The organism is Methylobacterium sp. SD274, from assembly GCF_017355285.1.
GTDB lineage: Bacteria > Pseudomonadota > Alphaproteobacteria > Rhizobiales > Beijerinckiaceae > Methylobacterium.
On the sequence record NZ_JADIJP010000069.1, the window covers coordinates 1 to 2,555 of the forward strand.

The window sequence follows — 2,555 nt, forward strand, 5'->3', positions numbered from 1 at the left end:
GAACGAACCCGCTTGCGCGGGATGGGTGGCAGCTTCGAGGTTTTCGGATTGAGACGAGCGCCTTGCGCTGATTGAGCGTCGCCCGGCCTGGGCGGACGATCGAGGCTCCCTTCATCCGAGTGGAGCCATCCGATGACCATCCTTGCCGTTCCCGCCGCTGCCGTCGGCTCGCTGCGTCAGCGCCTGACCGACGACATGACCTTGCGTCGGTTCTCCCGTGAGACGCAGCGCAACTACCTCCGCGATGTCGGGCGTCTGGCGACGTTCCTGCGGCGCTCGCCCGACACGGCGACCGTCGACGACCTGCGCCGTTTCCAGATCGCGCAGCAGGAGGTCGGCCTCGGGGTGCCGACGATGAATGCCATCGTCTCGGCCCTGCGGTTCTTCTTCGTCCATACGATCGAGCGGCCCGACCTCGCTCGCAGGCTGGTCCGCCTCAACCATCCGCGCCCGCTGCCCGACGTCCTGAGCGCCGACGAGGTGCGCCGGCTGCTCGGCGCCACGGTCTGCCTCAAGCATCTGGCGGCCCTGTCGGTCGCCTACGGCGCGGGACTGCGGGTGGCCGAAGTCGCGGCGCTCAAGGTCGGCGATGTCGACTCGACGCGCATGCTCCTGCGGGTCGAGCGTGGCAAAGGCGGCCGCGACCGCAACGCGATGCTGTCCGCCGATCTTCTGGGTCTCCTGCGGCGCTGGTGGACCGAGGGACACCGGCAGGGCGTCCTGCATCGCGAGGGTTGGCTGTTTCCCGGACAGGACTGGGCCCGGCCGATCAGCACGCGCCAGCTTCACCGCATCGTGGTGGAGGCGGCCCGGTCGGCCGGGATCCCCAAGCGTGTCGGTCCCCATACCCTGCGCCACTCCTTCGCCACCCACCTCCTGGAGGACGGCGTCGATATCCGCGTCATCCAGGTGCTGCTGGGACACGCCCGGCTCGACACGACGGCGCTCTACGCCAAGGTCGCCACCCGGACGGTGCGGGCCGTGACGAGCCCGCTCGACAGGCTCGCCCTGTTCCATGGGGAGGGACCCGCGCCAGGTTGAGGCGATGCCCGCCGCGATCGAGCTGGCCGACGTCTTCCGTGCCGCCGGCCCCGCCTACCGCGCCGATGGGGCCGGGCAGCTGAACCTGGCCGCGCTCAAGGTGATGGCGGCGGTCGAGCAGTGCCGCACGGCCAGCCTCGGCGGCCATGTCGAGGGCTGCGACGCGTGCGGCCATCTGCGGGTGGCCTACAACTCCTGCCGCAACCGGCACTGCCCGAGATGCCAGGGCGCGGCGGCGCGCGACTGGCTCGCCGCGCGCGAGGCCGACCTGCTCCCGGTCGGCTACTTCCACGTCGTCTTCACCCTGCCCGCCGAGATCGCCGCCATCGCCTTCCAGAACAAGGCCGCCGTCTACGACTTGCTGTTCCGGGCAGCGAGCGCGACCATGACGCGAATCGCCGCCGACCCGAAGCATCTCGGTGCCCGCATCGGCCTCACCGCCGTGCTCCACACCTGGGGCTCGGCCATGACCCACCATCCCCATCTCCACATGATCGTGCCCGGCGGCGGCCTCTCGCCGGACGGGACCCGATGGGTCGCGTCGCGCCCGGCCTTCCTCCTGCCGGTGCGGGTGCTGGGCATGCTGTTCCGCCGCCTGTTCCTCGAAGGGCTCGCCGCCCTCCACGAGGCCGGGACGCTCGGTTTCTTCGGCACCCTGGCCCCACTCTCCGACGCCAAGGCCTTCGTCCGCGCGCTCGCCCCGGTGCGCGGTAAGCGCTGGGTCGTCTACGCCAAACCGCCCTTCGCCGGACCGAAGGCCGTGCTCGCCTATCTGTCGCGCTATACCCACCGCGTGGCCATCTCCAGCCGGCGCATCCTCGCCTTCGACGGGGAAAACGTCAGCTTCCGCGTCAAGGACTACCGCCGCACCGAGGCCGGGCAGGCGCGGATCATGACCCTGTCCGCCACGGAGTTCATCCGGCGCTTCCTCCTCCATGTCCTGCCGCGCGGCTTCCACCGCATCCGGCACTACGGCTTCCTCGCCGGCTCGAACCGGAAGGCTGGTCTGGCCCACATCCGCGCAATCCTCGCCACACCGGCCCCGCCGCGATCCACCGACCCTGAACCGGACACCCGAGTCGCTGCGACCGACGTTCGACCGCCTTGCCCCCGCTGCGGCAGTCCCATGAGAACCGTCGGCTCCTTCGCCGGCTGGTACCAGCCGCGCGGGCCGCCGTTCAGCGCCGCACCGAACCGGGCGTGTACGCCATGACCCGGCATGGCCTAGCACCACCACACATCCGAGGAGGCGCACCTCGGGGCACGCCTTTCCGCGTGCCGAACGCCAGAATGGTCTTCTTGAACGCTGTCGCCCGACCCTGTCGCGCTCCGCCAAACGCCGGAGACCGGGCAATCCAGGAGCGCTCAGGCACCCAGGCGACGGTGTTCACGCGCCTTCCGTCCCTCACTGGGGACCACGGTCTCCCAAAATCCCCATAGCTCTGCGCCCGCCATCCCGCGGGTTCGTTCTTCCACGACTTTCGTACGCCTCGCGGCGCCCGAAACTCTTCAGG

At 70.5% G+C, this 2,555-nt stretch carries 2 protein-coding genes; both read left to right on the forward strand.

All coding sequences use genetic code 11. The features are described 5' to 3' along the window. Positions 1–132: 132 nt before the first annotated feature. Positions 133–1,041: a tyrosine-type recombinase/integrase gene (locus IPV08_RS24235; RefSeq protein ID WP_207414404.1), complete on the forward strand. Its 909-nt coding sequence runs from the start codon at positions 133–135 to the stop codon at positions 1,039–1,041. Positions 1,042–1,045: 4 nt separating this feature from the next. After that, complete coding sequence (locus tag IPV08_RS24240; protein WP_207414406.1) at positions 1,046–2,254, forward strand: IS91 family transposase; 1,209 nt, start codon at positions 1,046–1,048, stop codon at positions 2,252–2,254. Positions 2,255–2,555 lie beyond the last annotated feature (301 nt).

Coding starts and splice junctions, on each gene's coding strand:
- IPV08_RS24240 (WP_207414406.1), top strand. CDS start 1,046: ATGCCCGCCGCGATCGAGCTGGCCGACGTCTTCCGTGCCGCCGGCCCC.
- IPV08_RS24235 (WP_207414404.1), top strand. CDS start 133: ATGACCATCCTTGCCGTTCCCGCCGCTGCCGTCGGCTCGCTGCGTCAG.